The sequence below is a fragment of the Streptomyces sp. CB02959 genome (genome assembly GCF_002803155.1).
Classification (GTDB): domain Bacteria; phylum Actinomycetota; class Actinomycetes; order Streptomycetales; family Streptomycetaceae; genus Streptomyces.
Window position 1 is genome coordinate 12,890 of the sequence record NZ_NNBP01000028.1, and the last position, 17,785, is coordinate 30,674.

The 17,785-nt window shown below is 74.6% G+C and carries 15 protein-coding genes; 10 read left to right on the top strand and 5 right to left on the bottom strand.

Going from position 1 to position 17,785, the window contains the following annotated elements:
* Positions 1 to 6: 6 nt before the first annotated feature.
* Positions 7 to 798 (top strand): futalosine hydrolase, encoded by a 792-nt coding sequence (locus tag CG747_RS35210; protein WP_100605960.1) that lies wholly within the window; start codon positions 7 to 9, stop codon positions 796 to 798.
* Entirely contained in the window at positions 795 to 1,646 is an 852-nt protein-coding gene (locus tag CG747_RS35215; RefSeq protein WP_100605961.1) for a 1,4-dihydroxy-6-naphthoate synthase, read from the top strand. Before CG747_RS35210 ends, CG747_RS35215 begins: the two co-directional genes overlap by 4 nt.
* A gap of 10 nt (positions 1,647 to 1,656) precedes the next feature.
* On the opposite strand, the gene CG747_RS50800 is transcribed toward CG747_RS35215, so the two are convergent.
* Entirely contained in the window at positions 1,657 to 2,040 is a 384-nt protein-coding gene (locus tag CG747_RS50800; protein ID WP_100605962.1) for a cold-shock protein, read from the bottom strand.
* A gap of 205 nt (positions 2,041 to 2,245) precedes the next feature.
* Between CG747_RS50800 and CG747_RS50020 the strand changes: the two genes are divergently transcribed.
* Entirely contained in the window at positions 2,246 to 2,512 is a 267-nt protein-coding gene (locus CG747_RS50020; protein WP_100605963.1) for a hypothetical protein, read from the top strand.
* Here the strand turns inward: CG747_RS50020 and CG747_RS35230 are convergent.
* The gene (locus CG747_RS35230; RefSeq protein WP_100605964.1) at positions 2,461 to 3,135 is read right to left on the bottom strand and encodes an HAD family hydrolase; all 675 of its coding nucleotides are present in this window, start codon (positions 3,133 to 3,135) and stop codon (positions 2,461 to 2,463) included. The two genes, CG747_RS50020 and CG747_RS35230, sit on opposite strands and share 52 nt — an antisense overlap.
* 150 nt (positions 3,136 to 3,285) lie before the next feature.
* On the opposite strand from CG747_RS35230, the gene CG747_RS35235 reads away from it, so the two are divergent.
* The 4 genes from CG747_RS35235 (at position 3,286) to CG747_RS35250 (ending at position 7,394) form a co-directional block, all read left to right on the top strand.
* Entirely contained in the window at positions 3,286 to 4,296 is a 1,011-nt protein-coding gene (locus CG747_RS35235) for an iron ABC transporter permease (protein WP_100605965.1), read from the top strand.
* Positions 4,293 to 5,390: an iron chelate uptake ABC transporter family permease subunit gene (locus CG747_RS35240; protein ID WP_100605966.1), complete on the top strand. Its 1,098-nt coding sequence runs from the start codon at positions 4,293 to 4,295 to the stop codon at positions 5,388 to 5,390. The genes CG747_RS35235 and CG747_RS35240 overlap by 4 nt, the downstream gene beginning before the upstream one ends.
* Positions 5,387 to 6,250 (top strand): ABC transporter ATP-binding protein, encoded by an 864-nt coding sequence (locus CG747_RS35245; RefSeq protein ID WP_374701858.1) that lies wholly within the window; start codon positions 5,387 to 5,389, stop codon positions 6,248 to 6,250. Before CG747_RS35240 ends, CG747_RS35245 begins: the two co-directional genes overlap by 4 nt.
* 61 nt (positions 6,251 to 6,311) lie before the next feature.
* Positions 6,312 to 7,394 carry an ABC transporter substrate-binding protein gene (locus tag CG747_RS35250; RefSeq protein ID WP_180985829.1) on the top strand — a complete coding sequence of 361 codons (1,083 nt, stop codon included), beginning with the start codon at positions 6,312 to 6,314 and terminating at the stop codon, positions 7,392 to 7,394.
* Between the two features lie 37 nt (positions 7,395 to 7,431).
* Here CG747_RS35250 and CG747_RS35255 read toward each other — a convergent pair whose 3' ends face one another.
* A complete protein-coding gene (locus CG747_RS35255; protein WP_100605967.1) occupies positions 7,432 to 8,682 on the bottom strand; it encodes a hypothetical protein in 1,251 nt (416 codons plus the stop codon).
* 189 nt (positions 8,683 to 8,871) lie between these two features.
* Between CG747_RS35255 and CG747_RS35260 the strand changes: the two genes are divergently transcribed.
* Complete coding sequence (locus CG747_RS35260; RefSeq protein ID WP_100605968.1) at positions 8,872 to 11,436, top strand: helicase C-terminal domain-containing protein; 2,565 nt, start codon at positions 8,872 to 8,874, stop codon at positions 11,434 to 11,436.
* A gap of 160 nt (positions 11,437 to 11,596) precedes the next feature.
* Positions 11,597 to 13,291 carry a DNA repair helicase XPB gene (locus CG747_RS35265; protein ID WP_100605969.1) on the top strand — a complete coding sequence of 565 codons (1,695 nt, stop codon included), beginning with the start codon at positions 11,597 to 11,599 and terminating at the stop codon, positions 13,289 to 13,291.
* Positions 13,292 to 13,362: 71 nt separating this feature from the next.
* Here the strand turns inward: CG747_RS35265 and CG747_RS35270 are convergent, their stop codons facing one another.
* Both CG747_RS35270 and CG747_RS35275 read right to left on the bottom strand, forming a co-directional pair.
* Entirely contained in the window at positions 13,363 to 14,655 is a 1,293-nt protein-coding gene (locus CG747_RS35270) for a glycosyltransferase 87 family protein (RefSeq protein ID WP_100605970.1), read from the bottom strand.
* A gap of 442 nt (positions 14,656 to 15,097) precedes the next feature.
* Entirely contained in the window at positions 15,098 to 15,307 is a 210-nt protein-coding gene (locus tag CG747_RS35275) for a hypothetical protein (protein WP_100605971.1), read from the bottom strand.
* 357 nt (positions 15,308 to 15,664) lie between these two features.
* Here CG747_RS35275 and CG747_RS35280 point away from each other — a divergent pair, with 357 nt between their 5' ends.
* Positions 15,665 to 17,782, top strand: a complete 2,118-nt coding sequence (locus CG747_RS35280; RefSeq protein ID WP_100605972.1) for an AAA family ATPase — start codon at positions 15,665 to 15,667, stop codon at positions 17,780 to 17,782.
* Positions 17,783 to 17,785: the final 3 nt, after the last annotated feature.

Consider the following 17,785-nt stretch of genomic DNA (forward strand, 5'->3'; position numbering starts at 1 on the left):
CGCCTGATGCGGGCGCTGGTCGTCACCGCGGTGGCCGCCGAGCGTGACGCGGTGTGCGCCGCGCTGGACGCCGGGGACGGCACGGACGGCCATCGGCCCGAGGTGCTGCCCGGCGGCTACGCGCTGCACCGTGCGCCCGCCGGGTCGCCGGCCCCGGACGTGCTGGCCGCCGGCGTCGGCCCGGCCGCCGCGGCCGCCGGCACCGCCACCGCGCTGACCGCCGCCGCCCTGGCCGGCGCCCCGTACGACCTGGTGGTCTCGGCCGGCATCGGCGGAGGTTTTCCGCCCGCCGCGCCACTGGGCTCGGTGGTCGTCGCGGACGCGATCGTCGCCGCCGACCTGGGTGCCCAGACCCCCGACGGCTTCGTCCCGGTCACCGAGCTCGGCTTCGGGACCGTGGCGCACCTGCCCGACCCGGTGCTGGTGGCGGCCCTGGCGGCGGCGACCGGCGGGGCGGCCGGACCGGTCGTCACGGTCTCCACGGTCACCGGGAGCGCCGCCCGCGCCGCCGAGCTGGCCGCGCTTCACCCCGGGGTGCTGGTCGAGGCGATGGAGGGGTTCGGCGTCGCCGAGGCGGCCGCCGCGCACGGCCTACCAGTGCTGGAGATCCGCACGGTCTCCAACGCGGTCGGCCCCCGGGACCGCGCCGCCTGGCGGATCGGCCCCGCCCTCGCCGCGCTGACCGGCGCCTTCCGCACGTTCCCCGGAGCCCTGGCGGGCGCCCCCGCTGCGGCACTCCCCTCCGGCCCCTCCGGCGCTCCGGCATCCCCGCCCCACACTCCCCGGAGGACCCCGTGACCCGGCCGCTGTCCATCGCCTACTCCCCGTGCCCGAACGACACGTTCGTCTTCGACGCCCTGGCGCACGGCCGGGTCCCGGGCGCGCCGGAACTCGCGGTCACCTTCGCCGACATCGACATCACCAACGGCCTGGCCGAGCGCGGCGAGCTGGACGTGCTGAAGGTGTCGTACGCGGTGCTGCCGTGGGTGCTGGAGGAGTACGCGCTGCTGCCCTGCGGCGGGGCGCTGGGGCGCGGCTGCGGCCCGCTGGTGCTGACCCGCGAGCCGGGCGGTACGGCGGACCTGGCGGGGAAGACTGTCGCGGTGCCCAGCGAGCGGTCCACCGCGTACCTGCTGTTCCGGCTGTGGGTGGCGGCCGAGGTGCCCGGCGGGGTCGGCGAGGTCGTGGTGCTGCCGTTCCACGAGATCATGCCGGCCGTGCGGGACGGCAAGGTCGACGCCGGCCTGGTGATCCACGAGGCCCGCTTCACGTACCAGGACTACGGGCTGCACTGCCTCGCGGACATGGGCGAGCACTGGGAGTCGACCACCGGCCTGCCGATTCCGCTGGGGGCGATCATCGCCAAGCGGTCGCTGGGCGAGCCGGTGCTGCGCGGGCTGGCGGAGGCGATCCGCACGTCGGTCCGGATGGCCTGGGACGACCCCGAGGCGTCCCGGCCGTACGTCCTGGAGCACGCCCAGGAGATGGACCCGAAGGTGACCGACCAGCACATCGGGCTGTACGTCAACGAGTTCACCGCCGATCTCGGCGAGGACGGCTATGCCGCGGTGCGCGGGCTGCTCACCCGCGCCGCGGCCGAGGGGCTCGTTCCGCCCCTCGGCCGCGATGCGTTGACGTTCGTCTGAGCGGTCGGGCTCAGACGTCGAGTTGGTCGGCGACCGCCCGCAGCATGCCGGCGATCTTGGCGCCGTGCGCCTTGTCGGGGTAACGCCCGCGCTCCAGCTGCTGGGTGACGTTCTCCAGCAGCGTGGTGAGGTCCTGGACGATCGAGGCGAGTTCGTCGGGCTTGCGGCGCTGGGCGGCGGCGACCGAGGGGGTCGGATCGAGGAGGATGACGCTCAGTGCCTGGTCACCGCGCTGGCCTGCGACGACTCCGAATTCGACGCGCTGGCCGGGCTTGAGCGCCTCCACGTCGTCGGGCAGCACCGACGAATGTACGAAGACGTCACCGCCGTCGTCGCGGGAGAGAAAGCCGAAGCCCTTCTCGCTGTTGAACCACTTGACCTTGCCGGTAGGCACGTCTGTCCTCGTCCTCGTACTCGTCGGGAAATGCGGGCTGGTCCACCGCGGGCACACTGGGGAGCCGCGGCGCGGAAAATGGGTCTGGATAGCAGTGCAGCGGGCCACCGAGCCCGCCTCCCCCAAGGCTAATGGTCCGGGGCCCGGTGACAAGACGTCGCCAGGGGGATCCTCGGCGCTCCTGGCCCCGACTTACCCTGGTCAGGTGTCTCATGAAACGCCCCAGGCCGGGGATCTGCTTGTCCGAATCGGCGCGATCGTGTTCCTAGTTGGCGCACTGGGCACTCTCGTCACAGTGCTCCCACTGTTCCTGGGTACGCACCCGCTGCCGTGGGAGTTCTACTGGGTTTCCATGCTGATGGGCGCCGGTTTCCTGATCGCGGGTGCCGGAGTGGTCCGCTCCGTGGGCGCGCAGCGCCGTCAGGCGGAGGCGGCCCTCGCCCCGTCCCCGTCGGCGCCACCCGCCGGGTAGCGATCCGGATCCGCTACGTAACGATCCAGCCACGACGGGAAGTCGGTCAGGTCGTCGAGCAGCACCTGGGCGCCGGCCGCGCGGAGTTCGCCCGCGTCGCACGGTCCGGTGGCGACCGCGACGGACAGCGCGCCGGCGGTCCGGGCGCCGCGCACGTCACCGGTGTGGTCGCCGACGTAGACCCGCGCACCGTGTTCGCGCAGCGCCTCGGCCTTGGCCTCGGCCCACAGTGAGCCGATGACCGCGTCCGCGGCGATGCCCAGGTGGGTCAGGTGCAGCTTGGCGTTGGGCTCGTACTTGGCGGTGACGACGACGGCCCGGCCGCCGGCCGCGTGCACCGCCTCGACCGCCTCCCGCGCGCCCGGCATCGCCAGGGTGCCGGTGACCGCGTGCGCCGGGTACAGCTCGCGGTACACGTGGCTGATCTCCGCCACCCGCTCCGCCGGGAACCACCGGCGGATCTCCTCCTCCAGCGGCGGCCCGAGCCGGGTGACCGCGGCGGCCGCGTCGATGTACGTGCCGGTGCGGGCGGCGAGCGCCTCGTAGGCGGCCTTGATGCCGGGGCGGGAGTCGATCAGCGTCATGTCGAGGTCGAACCCGACGGTCAGGGGATGCGGAGCCATGCCTGCCATTGTGCCTGCGCCCCTGCGGACGGAACCGGCCAGGACGTACCGTTAGCCTTGCCTTACCTAACCCGTGGCTGCCGTGCGGTGACCACGGGTCCGTACCGACAGCTCCAGATCGCGCGAAATGGACCCGACACCCGTGATGCCATGCCCGTGACGCACCGGAAGCGGAGCCGACGGCTCGGCCTGACCGCGCTGGCGGTGCTGGCGCTGCTGCTCGCGGTGGTCCTCTCGCTCGCCGTCGGCAGCCGCGCGTTCCCGCCGTCTGCGGTGCTCGACGCCCTCGTCCACGGCGGCACCGACGACGCCGCGCAGGTCGTGCGGTACCTGCGGCTGCCGCGCACCCTGATCGGCCTGATGGTCGGCGCCGCGCTGGCGATGGCCGGCACCGTCATGCAGGGCATCACCCGCAACCCGATCGCCGACCCCGGCATCCTCGGCATCAGCCAGGGGGCCGCGGCCGCCGTCGTGGCCGCCATCGCCTTCGCCGGGGTGCACACCCTGACCGGCTACGTCTGGTTCGCGTTCGCCGGCGCGGGAGTCGCCGCCGTCGTCGTCTACGGCATCGCCACCCGCGGCCGGGGCGGCGCCACCCCGGTCAAACTGGCGCTCTCCGGCGCCGCGATCAATGCGCTGCTGGTGTCGGTGTCGATGGCGATCCTGACCACCAAGGCCGCGGCGCTGGACGAGTTCCGGTTCTGGCAGGTGGGTTCGCTCACCGGCCGGGACGCCGCGGTGGCCGCCCAGATCTGGCCGTTCCTGCTGGTCGGCGCGGTGCTGGTGCTGTCGGTTGCGCGCGGGCTGGACGCCCTGGCGCTCGGCGAGGACGTCGCCCGGGGCCTGGGCCAGAAGGTCGCCACGGTGCGGATCGTGGGCGGTCTCGGGGCGACCGTGCTGACCGGCGCGGGCGTGGCGGCGGCCGGTCCGATCGCCTTCGTCGGCCTCGCCGTCCCGCACCTCGCCCGGGCGCTGGTCGGCGGGCAGCACCGCTGGGCGCTGCCGATGGCCGCACTGCTCGGCCCGGTCGTGGTGCTGGTCTCGGACACCGTCGGGCGGGTGCTGTTCCCGCCGTCGGAGGTCCCGGCGGGCGTGATGACCGCGCTGATCGGCGTGCCGTTCCTGGTCACCCTGGTCCGGCGACGGGCGGTGGCGGCATGACGGCCCCCGGGTTCTCCCCCGCCGCCCGCCCGGGCGCGGTCCGCCCCGCCGGGTACGCACTGGTCCGGGCCGGCCGCGGCTCCTTCCTGCTGCACCGCCGCGCCACCCTGGTCGCCGCCGAGCTCGCCGTCCTCCTGGCCGTGGTCTGCGTGGCGTACCTGTGCGCCGGCGAGAGCTGGGTGGCGCCCTCCGAGGTGCTCAAGGTCCTGGCGGGCGAACCGTCCCCGCAGGAACTCGTCGTCGGCACGCTGCGGCTGCCCCGGATGGTGGTCGGGCTGCTGGTCGGCGCGGCCTTCGGGGTGTCCGGCGGGCTGATCCAGACGGTGGCCCGCAACCCGCTGGCCAGCCCCGACATCATCGGCGTCACCCAGGGCGCGGGGGCGGTGACGGTCGGGGCGATGACCTTCGGCGTCACTTCGTTCGCGGTCCTGCCGTACGTCTCGGTGGCCGGCGGGCTGCTGGCGGCGCTGCTGGTCTACGTCTTCGCCTGGCGCGGCGGGCTGCACGCCACCCGCTTCGTGCTGATCGGCATCGGCTTCGCGGTGGCGCTGCGCTCGGTCACCCAGCTGTTCCTCACCAAGGGCGACTACCTCGTCGCCCAGCAGGCCCAGGTGTGGATGACCGGCTCCCTCAACGGGCGCGGCTGGCCGGAGGCGGCGCCCCTGGGGTGGGCGCTGCTGGTCCTGCTGCCGGCCGTCCTGTGGGCGGCGCGCGCCCAGCGGACCGTGTCCCTGGACGACGACACCGCCACCGCACTCGGCATCCGACTGGGACGCACCCGGCTGGGACTGGTGGCGGTCGGGGTGGTGCTGGCGTCGATGGCGACCGGTGCGGCCGGGCCGGTCGACTTCGTGGCGCTGCTCGCCCCGCAGATCGCCCGCCGGCTGACCCGGACCGCGCAGATCCCGCTGCTCTGCTCGGCGCTGCTGGGCTCCGTCATCGTCGTCCTCGGCGACCTGCTCGCCCGCAAACTGCTCGCGCCGACCGAACTGCCCGTGGGCGTGCTGACCGCCGCCGTCGGCGCCCCGTATCTGATCTGGCTGATCGTCAGGGGCCACCGGGCCCGTGGCCGGGCCACAGGAGGAAAAGCGTGACCGGTACCGGCACACCCCGGCCGGCGGCCGCGGCGGCCACCGCCGCCCAGGAGTCCGCCGCGGCCCGCCTGACCGCCCGCGACCTCACCCTCTCCTACGAGGAACGCACCGTCGTCGAGGGCCTGGACCTGGACGTGCCGGACGGTGCGGTCACCGTCGTCGTCGGCCCCAACGCCTGCGGCAAGTCGACGCTGCTGCGCGCCCTGGGGCGGCTGCTCCGGCCGCGCCGCGGCGCGGTCCTGCTGGACGGGACGGACCTGGCCAGGATCCCCACCCGGAAGATCGCCCAGTCGCTCGGACTGCTGCCGCAGACCCCGGTCGCACCGGAGGCGATCACCGTCGCCGACCTGGTGGCCCGCGGCCGGCAGCCGCACCAGCACTGGTGGCAGCAGTGGTCGGCGGCGGACGAACGGGCGGTCGCCGAGGCGATGGCGCGGACGGACGTGGCCGCACTGGCCGACCGCCCGGTCGACGAGCTCTCCGGCGGCCAGCGGCAGCGGGTCTGGATCGCCATGGCGCTGGCCCAGGAGACCGACCTGCTGCTCCTGGACGAGCCGACCACCTACCTGGACATCGCCCACCAGGTGGAGGTCCTGGACCTGGTGCGCCAGCTCAACCACGAACGCGGCCGGACCGTCGTCGCCGTCCTGCACGACCTCAACCAGGCCGCCCGCTACGCCGATCACCTGGTGGCCATGAAGGCGGGCCGGGTCGTCGCCCAGGGACACCCCGGGGAAGTCGTCACGGCCGACCTGGTCCGGGAGGTCTTCGGCCTGGACTCGGTGGTCGTCCCGGACCCGGTGACCGGCTCGCCCCTGGTGGTGCCGGGCCGTCCCTGGGAAGGGGAACCCCGGCAGTGACGACCGCTCCCCGGGGCACCCGCCCCGCCGACCTCCCCGCCGCCGAGCCGAAAGGGCTGTTATGACCCGCCCCACCCACCCGGCGAAGACCCGCTCCCCCCGCCCGGCCCGGTCCCGCGCCACCGGCCGGGCCGCCGCGGCCGCCGTCGCCGCCGGCGCACTGCTCCTCACCGCCTGCGGCAGCGGCGACTCCGGCGCCTCCGCCACCGGCCCCGACGGCACCTTCAAAGCGGCGAAATGCCCCGCGCAGCCCACCACCACCTGGCCCGAGCCGGCCCCCAAGGGCGGCGGCAGCCACCCGGTCCGCACCGCGATGGGCGAGGTGACCGTCCCCGACGCCCCGCGGCGGGTCGTCGTACTGGACACCGCCGAACTGGACTCCGCCCTCACCCTCGGCGTCACCCCCGTCGGCGCCACCCGCTCCGACGTCGCCTCCGGCTTCCTCGACTACCTGCCCAAGGACAAACTCGCCGGCATCAAGGACGTCGGCAAGATCGGCACCCCCAACCTGGAGGCGGTCGCCGCCCTCAAGCCCGACCTGATCCTCACCAACAAGGTCCGCGACGGCCAGCGCTACGCCGAACTCACGAAGATCGCGCCGACCGTCATGACCGAGACCACCGGCTACCCGTGGAAGCAGAACTTCGCCGTCCACGCCGCCGCGCTGAACCGGATCCCCGAGGCCGAACGCGCCGTCGCCGCCTACCGGACGCACGCCGAACGCGTCACCCGGGCCCTCGGCGGCCCCGCCAAGGCCCGCGGCCTGCGCACCAACGTCGTCCGCTTCGTCGAGGGCGCCGACACCCGCATCTACGGCTGCCAGAGCTACATCGGCACCGTCCTCGACGACCTCGGCACCGGCCCCACCGCGGTCGTCGACGGCGCGCAGAACGGCCTGATGGTCGAGGTCGGCCCCGAACAGATCGCCAAGGCCGACGCCGACGCGGTCTTCTACTCCACCTACGGCAGCCCCGAGAAGTCCAAGGAGGCCCAGATCACCGCCGGCCCCCTCTGGAAGAACCTCCGGGCCGTCAAGAACGGCAGGTCGCTCCGCGTCGACGACCAGCTGTGGATCCAGGGCATCGGCTACACCGCGGCCGACAAGATCCTGGACGAGATCCAGCAGCGGCTGGCCAAGAAGTGAGGCGGCGCGGGCGGCGCTCCGGTGCGCCGCCCGCACCTCAACGCGCCGTCCGCCGCATCCGCCAGAGCAGGAACAGCGCCGAGGCGACCGCGGCCACCCGTACCACGCCCGGCAGGCCGTCGAGCAGCTCCTGCCCCAGGTGCCCGGGGGCGATCGGCGCGCCCCAGCGGCCGTCGTAGCGGCCCCAGACCCAGACCACCAGGCCGCCGACGACGATCCCGGGCACACCCAGCGCCGCGAACTTCGTCTCCGTACGGCTGAGCCGGCGCGAGACGTAGGCGATCCCCCAGCCGCCGGCCAGCGCCAGCCAGGAGCCGGCCACCGCACCGGCCACCAGCAGCAGCACGGCCAGCGTCGGCACCGGGCTGAGCCACGCCCGCAAGGGAACCGGAGCGGGCCCCTCCGCACCGCCCGCGGCACCGTCCCCCGCGCCGCCCGAGCCCCCCGCCGCGGCCGCGGGTTCGGCCGCGGCCTCCTTGGCCGGCCGCCCGAGGGTCCGCCGCAACAGGGCCGGCAGCACCCGCCCCCGCCCCTTGCCGCCGCCCCGCTCCGCCGGCGGCACACCCTTGGCGTCCTTGGCCGCGCCGTCCTTGGCCTCCTCCTCCGGCCGCTCCCAGACCTCCGGCAGCTCGATACCGCCGACGAACCCGGGCACGGAGTCCTCCGCCCCGGGGGGCGCGGCCGCCGTCCCGAAGGGCATGGCCTCCGTCCCGAAGGGCATGGCCTCCGTTCCGTAGGGCGCAGCGTCCACCCGCCACCAGTCGGGCGGGGACTCCCCGTCCCCCAGTTCGTCGGCGCCGGCCAGATGGGGCGGCGCACCGCCCGACGGGACCTCGGGGACGGCCGGCCGAGCGGCGCGCTTCTTGAGGAAGCCCGGCCGGCGGCCGTCCTCGTCCGGCGCGTCCGCGTCGCGCGGCCCGGGGACCTTGCCGATCAGCCCGCCGAGCTTCTCCCGCGCACCGGACCACGGTGCGGGGCGGACCGGTTCCGCGGGCCCGGCCACCGGCCCGGCCGCCCGGACACCGGTCCCACCGGCGCCCTCCGCGGCGGGCCCGCCCGCCCCGTCGGCCGCGGCCTTCACCACCGCCTCCGGCGTCCCCAGCTGGGCCAGCATCCGCTTCACCCCGGGCACCGAATCGGCCTTCGGGTCGGTCTTCCGGGCGTCGATCTCGGCCCGCAGCGAGGCCACCAGCCGCATCCGGGTGCCGGACGGCAGCCCCCGCTGCTGGGCCAGGTCGCCCACCCGGCTCAGATAGTCAAAGACGAGCTGCTCGCTCTCGATCCCCACGAAATCCCCTGCGGCGTCCGCTGGTTGCTGCCCCGACGGTACCCCGTGGGCCCGCACCGCCACCTCGGCCCGCCCACGGAACGGCACACGGGACGACGCGCGGGACGGCGCGCACCCCTGCGGACGGGCAGCCGGTCCGCGCCCGCCGCCTGCTCCCGCCGTCCCGCCCGCCCGGCTAACGTAAGACGAATGACCACCGCTACCCCCCGCACCCTCGCCGAGGAGCTCAGGACCCGTTCGGACCGCGGGCTCGCCGGCCTGCTGCGGGCCCGGCCCGACCTGCTCAACCCGGTGCCGGGTGATCTGACGCAGCTGGCCACCCGGGCCGGGACCCGGGCGTCGGTGGTCCGGGCGGTGGAGCGGCTGGACGCCTTCGCCCTCCAGACCGCCGAGGCGCTGGCGGTCGCGCCGGACCCCTGCCCGTACGGGACGCTGGCGGCGCTGATGGCCGGGGACGCCGGGGACGAGGCGGTCGCCGCCGCCCTGCCCGGGGCGGTGGCGGCACTGCGCGCCCAGGCGCTGGTGTGGGGCCCGGACGACCGGCTGCGGCTGGTGCGCACCGCCCGGGAACTGCTCACCCCGAGCCCCACCCGCCCCTCGCCGACCGGTCTGGGCCCGACCGTCGCCGAGGCCGCCTCCGGGATGTCGCCGGGCCGGCTCCAGGACATCCTGGCCGCGGCCGGCCTGCCCGCCACCCATGACCCGGTGTCCGCGGTCGCCGCCCTCACCGCCCTCTTCTCCGACCGCGCCCGGACGGCCGCCCTCCTGGACACCGCGCCCGCCGAGGCCGTGGCCGTCCTGGACAAGCTGCTGTGGGGCCCGCCCTACGGAGCGGTCACCGACCGGCCGGCCCCGCACCTGCAGTGGCTGCTGGACCGCGGGCTGCTGCTGCCGGCGGGCGCCCGCAACGTCGTGCTGCCCAGGGAGGCCGCGCTGCACCTGCGCGCCGGGCGCGCCCACCGCGTCCCCGAGCCGGCGCCGCCCGCCCTCGCCCCGGCCACCGCACGCGATCCACAGCTTGTGGACAACGCCGCCGCGAGCCAGGCGTTCACCGCGCTGGCCACCGTCGAGGAGCTGCTCAAGGAGTGGGACCTCGGCGGCCCGCCCGTGCTGCGCGCCGGCGGCCTGAGCGTCCGCGACCTCAAGCGGACCGCGACCGCCCTGGACACCACCGAGCAGCTCGCCGCCCTCTGGCTCGAACTCGCCTACGCGGCCGGACTGATCGCCTCCGACGGCGAGGCCGACGAGCGCTACGCCGCCACCCCGGCCGCCGAGGACTGGCTCCAACTGCCCGACCACGAGCGCTGGGCGACCCTGGTCGCCGCCTGGCTGCCCGCCACCCGCACCCCCGGAGTGGTCGGCACCGCCGACGCCAAGGGCCGCGCGCTGGCCGCCCTCGGCCCGCACCTGGACCGCTCCCCGGCCCCCGAGGTCCGCCACCGCGTACTGACCCTGCTGGCCACCCTCCCGCCCGGCACCTCCGTACCGGAGTCGGCGCTGCTGTCCCGACTGCGCTGGGAACGCCCGCTGCGCGCCGCCGCACCGGCCGCCCAGCCCCCGGCGCCGGCACCGGCGGCCCAGGTGCCGGGCCAGGCCCCGTCCCCGGCCGCCGCCCCGGACGGCCCGACCGGGGACCTGCGCTCCCGACTCGCCCAAGAGACGCTCCTCGAAGCCGAGTTGCTGGGCGTGACGGGCCGGGGCGCCCTCGCCGCCCACGGCCGCGCCCTGATCGGCGCCGACCGGGCCGCCGAAACGGTGCCGGGCGCCGCCACGACGCCCCTCACCCCCGCCGAAGCGGCCACCGCCGCCACCCGCGCCGCCGCGCTGCTCACCCCGCTGCTGCCCGAACCGCTCGACCACGTCCTGCTCCAGGCCGACCTGACCGCCGTCGCGCCCGGCCCGCTGCACCGCCCGCTCGCCGAGGCGCTCGGCGTACTCGCCGACATCGAGTCCAAGGGCGGCGCCACGGTCTACCGCTTCACCCCGGCCTCGGTGCGCCGCGCCCTGGACAGCGGCCGGTCCGCCGCCGAGCTCCAGGAGTTCCTGACCACCCACTCCCGCACCCCGGTCCCTCAGCCGCTCGCCTACCTCATCGACGACGTGGCCCGCAAACACGGCCAGTTGCGGGTCGGCGCGGCCACCGCCTACGTCCGCTGCGACGACGACGCGCTGCTCTCCGAGATCCTCGCCGACCGCCGCGCCGCCGCACTGCGCCTGCGCCGGCTGGCCCCGACCGTGCTCGCCACCCAGTCCTCCCCGGAACAACTCCTCGACGGCCTACGGGCGATGGGCTACGCCCCGGCCGCCGAATCCGCCGCCGGCGACGTCCTGGTGGCCCGCGCCGACTCCTACCGCACCCCGCCCCGGACGGCCCCGACCCCGGTCCCGGACGGCCCGCCGCCGCCCGACCGCACCCTGCTGGAGGCGGCGGTCCGCGCCATCCGCGCCGGCGACCTGGCCGCCACCGCCGAACGCAAACCCGCCACCGCGCCCACCGACGCCCCGGCCCCGGGCGCGCTGCCCCGCACCACCTCCGCCGAGACCCTGGCCACCATGCAGGCCGCGGTCCTCACCAGCTCGCCCGTCTGGATCGGCTACGTCAACGCGGACGGCGCCGCCAGCCAGCGGGTGATCGCCCCCGTCCGCGTCGAGGGCGGCTACGTCACGGCCTACGACCACACCTCCGACGAGGTCCGCACCTACCCCCTCCACCGCATCACCGGCGTCAGCGAACTCGCCGACGACACCCTCTGACCTGCGACGGAACCCTCCACCCCGGACACGGGCCCGGCCACGCCCGGCACCCGACCGGGCCGGCTTCCCGGCGGGATGCGGCACACTGGACGTTTGGCACACGGGGCCGCCGGGCGGCCCCGGGCCGACGGTTCACACCGGAATGCGAAAGGCGAGGCGCGTGAACGGACCTCTCATCGTCCAGAGCGACAAGACGCTGCTGCTGGAGGTGGACCACGAGCTGGCGGACGCCTGCCGGCGGGCCATCGCGCCGTTCGCCGAGCTGGAGCGGGCGCCGGAGCACATCCACACCTACCGGGTGACCCCGCTCGGGCTGTGGAACGCGCGGGCCGCCGGCCACGACGCCGAGCAGGTCGTGGACGCGCTGGTGCAGTACTCGCGGTACCCGGTGCCGCACGCGCTGCTCGTCGACGTCGCCGAGACCATGTCGCGCTACGGGCGGCTGACGCTCACCAAGCACCCCGCGCACGGCCTGGTGCTGTCCACGACCGACCGTCCCGTGCTGGAGGAGATCCTCCGCTCGAAGAAGGTGCAGCCGCTGGTCGGCGCGCGGATCGACCCGGACAGCGTCGTGGTGCACCCGTCCGAGCGCGGGCAGATCAAGCAGACGCTGCTGAAGCTGGGCTGGCCCGCCGAGGACCTGGCCGGCTATGTGGACGGCGAGGCGCATCCGATCGAGCTGGCGGAGGACGGCTGGTCGCTCCGCCCGTACCAGGCGCAGGCCGTGGAGGGCTTCTGGCACGGCGGCTCCGGCGTCGTGGTGCTGCCGTGCGGCGCGGGCAAGACGCTGGTCGGCGCGGGGGCGATGGCGCAGGCCAAGGCGACCACGTTGATCCTCGTCACCAACACCGTCTCGGCCCGGCAGTGGAAGCACGAGCTGGTGAAGCGGACGTCGCTGACCGAGGACGAGATCGGCGAGTACAGCGGCACGAAGAAGGAGATCCGGCCGGTCACCATCGCCACGTACCAGGTGCTGACGACCAAGCGGAAGGGCGTCTACCCGCACCTGGAGCTGTTCGACTCCCGGGACTGGGGCCTGATCGTCTACGACGAGGTGCACCTGCTGCCCGCGCCGGTCTTCAAGTTCACCGCCGACCTGCAGGCGCGGCGGCGGCTGGGGCTCACCGCGACGCTGGTGCGCGAGGACGGACGGGAGTCGGACGTCTTCTCGCTGATCGGGCCCAAGCGCTTCGACGCCCCGTGGAAGGAGATCGAGGCGCAGGGGTACATCGCGCCGGCGGACTGCGTCGAGGTGCGGGTGGACCTGACCGACGCGGAGCGGTTGGCGTACGCCACCGCCGAGACGGAGGAGAAGTACCGCTTCTGCGCCACCACGGACAGCAAGCAGCGGGTGACCGAGGCGCTGGTGCGCCGGCACGCGGGCGAGCAGACGCTGGTCATCGGGCAGTACATCGACCAGCTGGACGAGTTGGGCGAGCACCTCGACGCCCCGGTGATCAAGGGCGAGACGTCCAACGCGCAGCGCGAGAAGCTCTTCGACGCGTTCCGGGAGGGCGAGATCTCGGTGCTGGTGGTGTCCAAGGTCGCGAACTTCTCCATCGACCTGCCGGAGGCCACCGTCGCGATCCAGGTGTCCGGCACCTTCGGCTCCCGCCAGGAGGAGGCCCAGCGGCTGGGCCGGGTGCTGCGCCCCAAGGCGGACGGTCACGAGGCCCGCTTCTACTCGGTGGTGGCGCGCGACACCGTCGACCAGGACTTCGCCGCCCACCGCCAGCGCTTCCTGGCCGAACAGGGCTACGCGTACCGGATCATGGACGCGCACGAGGTGCTGACGGCGGGCCGGGACGACGTCGACGACGTCACGGCCGGGGAGGACGACCCCGCTCCGGCGTGATCACGGACGGCGGCCCGCCGGGGCCGGAAGTGGCGGCCGTCGGCCCGCCGGCGCCCTTGGAGTGACGGCCGTCAGCTCGCCGGGGCCCCGGTGGGACGGCGGCCGCCGGCGCGGGGCGCGGGGACCCGGCGGGTGTCCGGGAGGGCGCCGGGGCGGCCGGGCGTCGGGCGCGTCCACCAGGCCAGCCCGGCCAGCAGGGCGAGGCCGAGCACCGGGTAGGGGGAGGCCAACGGCTGCTGCCACCAGGAGAAGTGCAGGGCCAGGGTGCCCTTGTGGTGCAGCGCCCACATCGAGCGGGCCGTGAAGGCGACCGCGACGGCGGCCACCAGCGCCCAGCGCCGGACGTCGCGGCGGGCATGGGCGATCAGCGCGGCCAGCAGGGGCACGCACCAGACCCAGTGGTGCGACCAGCTGATCGGCGAGACCAGCAGTGCCGTGACGGCCGTGGCCAGGACGCCCCAGTGGTCCAGGCCGCGGTGGACGTGGCACCGGCGGGCGATCCAGAGTCCGGCCGCGCCGGTGACCGCGGCCGCCGCCAGCCACCACGCCCCCGGCTCGGTGGTGTGCAGGAGCCGGGCGAGCAGTCCTTGGAGCGACTGGTTGTCGACGATCCACACCTTGCCGACCCGCTGCGTCTCGAACATCCGCCGCGTCCAGAACTCCAGGCTGGCCGCGGGCAGCACCAGCGCGCCGAGCAGCACCGACACCCCGAATCCGGCGAAGGCGGTGAAGGCGGCCTTCACCCTGCCGGTGATCAGCAGGTAGACGGCGAAGATCGCGGGGGTGAGCTTGATGCCCGCCGCGAGGCCGGTCGCGAAGCCCTTGAGGCGGGCGCCGTCCGGACGCGAGAGGTCCCAGAGGACCAGGCAGGTCAGGGCGAGGTTGACCTGCCCGAAGACCAGGGTCTGGAAGACCGGTTCGAGCCAGAGGCCGAGGGCGGTGGTGCCGAGGACCAGCGGCGCGGAGTACGCGGCCCGGCGCAGGCCGGCGGTCTTGCAGGAGAGGTGGATCAGCAGCGCCAGGAGGGCGGCGTTGGCCATCACACAAGTGATCTTGAGGGTGGTGAGCGAGATCCAGGTGGTGGGGACGAACAGCAGGGCGGCGAACGGCGGGTACGTCGCCGGCAGCGCCCACTTCGTGACCGTGAAGCCGTAGAGGTCACCGCCGGTCGCGGCGGCCTGGCCCTCGGCGCGGTAGACCTCTATGTCGGACATCGGGAGCTGCACGGCCAGGGAGAGCGCATACAGCCCGGCGCAGGACAGGCCCAGCAGCAGCACGCCTATCGCCAGCCGGCCGGGGCTGGCGATGCTCTGCGCCCAGGTGCGTCTCCACGTCCACGTCCCCGTCCCGTCGGCGGCAGACACCTGTTGACCCCTCCTCGTCGCCCTGAGCGCGCTCTCTGCGGCGACGCTAGTCGTTCGAGACCGACCGTCCGTAACGCTTTCCGGTCAACCGGATGTCCATGCGGAATCGGCTGTCACACGCACGAAAGGTGCGTGATCCGGCCGAACCGCGCAGCGTCGGCCGCCGGCGGTGCCGTCCGCGCGTGCGGTGCATGCGGGGTGTGCGGTACTCGTGCTTGCTCGGTACTCGTGCTTGCTCGGGCTCGTACGTGCTCGGACTTGCGATGGTTCTGACTTGCGATGGTTCTGACTTGTGGTCGCTCGGACCTGTGAGAGTCCGGTCCCGTGAGGGTCCGGTCCTGTGAGAGTCCGGTCCTGTGAGAGTCCGTTCCCGTGAAGGTCCGGTCCTGTCGTGGTGCGGACCTCGGTGTGCGTTCGCTGTGCGCTCGCGGTGCGCCTCGCCTCATCCGTCGGCGTACTCCCCCATCACCACGACGCTGAACGCGGCCGCGGCGAAGACCTTCACCGCGCGGACGGTGTTGCCCAGCAGGTGGCGCTGCTCGTGGGCGGCCGCCGAGTCGGTCGTCGGGTCGGCGCCGAGGGCCGTGGCGCCCTTGGCCGAGCGTCGGGGGACGGCGTGGACAGAGGCTGAGGAGATCGTCGCGCTGCTCATGTCTCCATCATCGTTTTCACGCGAATGGCGCACATCGCCCCACGGTTCCATCTCTCCACGCCCCGGCATCAGCCTCTGGGCCCATGCCATCCCCTACGGGAGGTCTAGGGACCTCAGGGTTACCCCTCCCGAGGACGGCATCGCGCGCCCGCACCCCGCGCCCGGCACCGGCCCGGCACCGGAAAATCCGTTGGCGCCCGGGATAGGTGGTGGCTACAATCGCGCGCCTGCCTGTCTCCCGTTCAGGGGAGCGCCACCGTCCGGTCGGAAACCGGGCGGCCCGTCGCATCATGCCGTCGCACGCCGTCGCGCCGTCGCGCCGCATACCGAGGATTGACCCGTTACCGGAGGCAAGCCGTGCCCTCGCACGCCCACCCGACACCCGACCAGCTCCCCGCAACGCCAGCGCCCCCCGCCGCCGACCCGCTCCAGCGGGAGCGCGCGCACCTCGCGGCCTCCCGGGCCGCCCTCCGCGCCATGCGCGAGGACGCCGAGGCCCTGAACATCGCGGACGTCACCGCGAACTGGGTCAACGCCGAGGTCCTCCAGGGCGAGATCGACGCCCGCATCAAGGCCCTCGCCGACCTCTCCGGCACCCCGCTCTTCTTCGGCCGGCTCGACTACCTCCACGCCCCCGGCGTCGACCTCGCCGAGGGTGCCGCCGGCGAGAACTTCTACGTGGGCCGCCGCCACGTCCACGACGCCGACGGCGACCCCATGGTCATCGACTGGCGCGCGCCCGTCTCCCAGCCGTTCTACCGGGCCTCCAAGAAGGACCCGATGGACCTCAAGCTGCGCCGCCGCTTCGGTTACACGGGCGGCGAGCTGACCGCCTACGAGGACGAGCACCTCACCGACCCGGCCGAGGCCGAGACCACCAGCGCCCTCCTCCAGGCGGAGATCGAGCGCCCGCGCGTCGGCCCGATGCGGGACATCGTCGCCACCATCCAGCCCGAGCAGGACGAGATCGTCCGGGCCGGCATCGGCGGCACGGTCTGCGTCCAGGGGGCGCCCGGCACGGGCAAGACGGCAGTGGGCCTGCACCGGGTCGCGTACCTGCTGTACGCCCACCGGGAGCGGCTGGCCCGTTCCGGCACCCTGGTCATCGGCCCGAACCGCTCCTTCCTCCAGTACATCGAGCAGGTGCTGCCCGCCCTGGGGGAGTTGGAGGTCAAGCAGGCCACGATCGACGACCTGGTGGGCCATGTGGAGGTGCGCGGCGCGGACGACGCGGCCGCGGCCATGGTCAAGGGCGACGCGCGGATGGCCGAGGTGCTGCGCCGGGCGGTGCGCTCGCATGTGACGATGCCGCAGGAGCCCTGCATGGTGGTCCGCGGCTCCCGCCGCTGGCGCATCCCGGCGTACGAACTCGAAGAGATCGTGCAGGAGTTGCGGGACCGCGACATCCGGTACGGCGCGGCCCGCGAGGCGCTGCCGCAGCGGATCGCGCACGCCGTCCTGGTGCGGATGGAGCAGGCGGGCGAGGCGCCCGACGACCGGGTGCAGGACGCGGTGGCGCGCAACGCCGCGGTGAAGGCGGCGGTCAAGGCGATCTGGCCGCCGGTCGATCCGGCGAAGCTGGTGCTGCGGCTGCTGAGCGACGCCGACTTCCTCGCCGAGCACGCGGACGGGCTGCTCACCGACGAGGAGCAGAAGACGATCCTTTGGGCGCTGCCCGGGTCGGGCAGGAAGGCGCCGCGCAGCGTGAAGAGCGCCAAGTGGTCGTCCGCGGACGCGGTGTTGATCGACGAGGCGACGGACCTGGTGGCTCGGACGCACTCGCTGGGCCACGTGGTGCTGGACGAGGCGCAGGACCTCTCCCCCATGCAGTACCGGGCGGTGGGCCGCCGCTGCACCACCGGCTCGGCGACGATCCTGGGCGACATCGCGCAGGGCACCACCCCGTGGGCGACCGACACCTGGCAGCAGGCGCTGGCCCACCTGGGCAAGCCCGGTTCCGTCGTCGAGGAGCTGACCCAGGGCTTCCGTGTGCCGCGCGAGGTCATCGCGTACGCGTCCCGGCTGCTGCCGGCGATCGCGCCCGACCTGAAGGAGGCCACCTCCATCCGCGAGTCGGCGGGCGACTTCGCGATCCGCGCGGTGCGGTCCGAGGAGCTGGACGCGGCCGTGCTGGCGGCCTGCCGTGACGCGCTGGCCAAGGAGGGCTCGATCGGCCTGATCGCGGCGGATGCCCGCATTCCGGTGCTGCGCGCGGCCCTTGAGGAGGCCGGTGTCGGCTGTCTGCCTCCGGGTGCGGAGACCTCGGCCGAGGCCCGGCTGACGCTGGTGCCGGCGACCCTGGCCAAGGGTCTGGAGTACGACTACGTGGTGCTGGACGAGCCGGCGGCGATCGTGGACGGCGAACCGGACGAGCGGACCGGCCTGCGCCGCCTGTACGTGTGCCTGACCCGGCCGGTCTCCGGTCTGACGATCGTCCACGCGACGGAGCTGCCGGAGCAGCTCGGCACCGACTGACGG

Excerpts from the sequence above, each read along its gene's own strand:
- CG747_RS35210 (WP_100605960.1), top strand. The coding sequence starts at position 7 with ATGCGGGCGCTGGTCGTCACCGCGGTGGCCGCCGAGCGTGACGCGGTG.
- CG747_RS35275 (WP_100605971.1), bottom strand. The coding sequence starts at position 15,307 with ATGAGCAGCGCGACGATCTCCTCAGCCTCTGTCCACGCCGTCCCCCGA.
- CG747_RS35260 (WP_100605968.1), top strand. The coding sequence starts at position 8,872 with ATGACCACCGCTACCCCCCGCACCCTCGCCGAGGAGCTCAGGACCCGT.
- CG747_RS35250 (WP_180985829.1), top strand. The coding sequence starts at position 6,312 with ATGACCCGCCCCACCCACCCGGCGAAGACCCGCTCCCCCCGCCCGGCC.
- CG747_RS35240 (WP_100605966.1), top strand. The coding sequence starts at position 4,293 with ATGACGGCCCCCGGGTTCTCCCCCGCCGCCCGCCCGGGCGCGGTCCGC.
- CG747_RS35230 (WP_100605964.1), bottom strand. The coding sequence starts at position 3,135 with ATGGCTCCGCATCCCCTGACCGTCGGGTTCGACCTCGACATGACGCTG.
- CG747_RS35235 (WP_100605965.1), top strand. The coding sequence starts at position 3,286 with ATGCCCGTGACGCACCGGAAGCGGAGCCGACGGCTCGGCCTGACCGCG.